The organism is Thermanaerothrix sp. (genome assembly GCA_026417795.1).
Classification (GTDB): Bacteria; Synergistota; Synergistia; order Synergistales; family Synergistaceae; genus Thermanaerovibrio.
Genome location: JAOACP010000094.1, coordinates 1 through 1,501 on the forward strand (window position 1 = coordinate 1; position 1,501 = coordinate 1,501).

Below are 1,501 nucleotides of genomic sequence, written 5' to 3' on the forward strand. Positions count from 1 at the left end.
GTTTGACTAGGACGGTGTAACACACCGGGAAGGCTGTTTCAAGACCGATGAAGCCGGGGGCCCCCTTGGCTTTGTCTTCCGCTGTGTGGGGGGCATGGTCGGTGGCAATTGCATCGACTATCCCTTGCCGGATGCCGGCTATAAGGGCCTCCCGGTCTGCTTCGGTGCGAAGGGGCGGATTTACCCGACCGTAGCTTTCTGCCCCCAACTCCCGGGCCCGCTCTTCCGTGAGGGCCAAATGGTGGGGGGTAACCTCGCAGGTAACCTGACCGGCGGAACGCCGCTGCCGGTATTCCTGGACCAGCTTCAGGGCTTCCTGGGTAGAAACATGGGCGATATGGATGGCGCACCCCGTTTCGTGGGCAAGGCGAAGGACCCGTTCGGTGCCGTGGTTTTCTTCCAGGCGACTGTAGATTTCTCGAGGGGCCCCCTGCGCCTTAAGCTGTTCTGCTTCTTTGCCTCCAAAGTCACAGTGGTGCGAAACGCGAATGCCCCTCCGGCGGGCCTCCTGAAGGGCCGCCCGCAACACCCCTTCGTCGGCCAGATCCTTGCCATCCTCCGAAAGGAGTCGGACTACCGCCGGGTCCAACTCTGCAAGATGGGATACCGAGCGGCCGTCCATCCCCCGGGTAAGGGATAGAACTGGGAAGAGGTCGATAAGCCCCAGGGCGTTCGCCCGTCCCTGGAGATGCCGGGCAAGCTCCACCGAGTCGATCACCGGTTGGGTGTTGGCCATGCAGACTACGGTGCCGAATCCGCCGGCGGCGGCGGCGAGGGAGCCACTTTCCAGGGTTTCTTTAAGGGGAAAGCCCGGATCCCGAAAATGGGCGTGGAGGTCCACAAAGGCGGGCATGCAGACCACGTCGCTTCCTAAAGCGTGACCATCGATGTGAATGGTGGGCCCAGGAGATTCGACGGCCATGGCGTCTTTCTCCCGGGCAAGGGAAGAAAACGGCCCTTCAGGTTTTGGGACCCCCTCACTTTGAGGAAAGAGGGCTTGTATACGCCCCTCTTCGATAAGAACGCTTCCCTGGAAATCCTGATGGGCATCTACGAGCCGAACGCCGCTAATCAATATGTTCATTTATCGGAAATCCTCGGTGGTTCTCAGATCATCGCAGTATTCGCAGCGATAGGTGCCTGTTTTTTCATCTACCAGATGAAAAATATGGGGTGCATAGGTTTCGGTGGCGGTGATGCACCGGGGATTTCGGCAGATAAGAACGTTTTCTACCCGTTCGGGAAGGCGCAGCCGGATCTTTTCGGTTACTTTTTCGTTTTCAATAATATTCACCGTAATGTTAGGATCGATGAGCCCGAGGACAGCAAAGTCGATTTTAATTTCGTTATCAATCTTGATGATGTCCTTGCGGCCCATCCGTTTGGATTCGGCGTTTACCACGAAGGCTACCGTGTAGGGGGCCTTGCCGAGGCCAAGCCAGTTAAAAATCCTTAGCCCCTGCCCCGCTTTGATGTGGTCTATCACGATTCCATTCTTGAT

2 protein-coding genes are annotated in these 1,501 nt (G+C 57.4%); both read right to left on the reverse strand.

Features of this window, described 5'->3' with window-relative positions; translation table 11 throughout:
* Positions 1 to 922: amidohydrolase family protein (locus N2315_09305; GenBank protein ID MCX7829368.1), on the reverse strand; the 922-nt coding region annotated here is incomplete at its 3' end.
* Between the two features lie 162 nt (positions 923 to 1,084).
* A partial coding sequence (locus N2315_09310; GenBank protein ID MCX7829369.1) for an aspartate carbamoyltransferase regulatory subunit occupies positions 1,085 to 1,501 on the reverse strand: 417 nt, incomplete at its 5' end.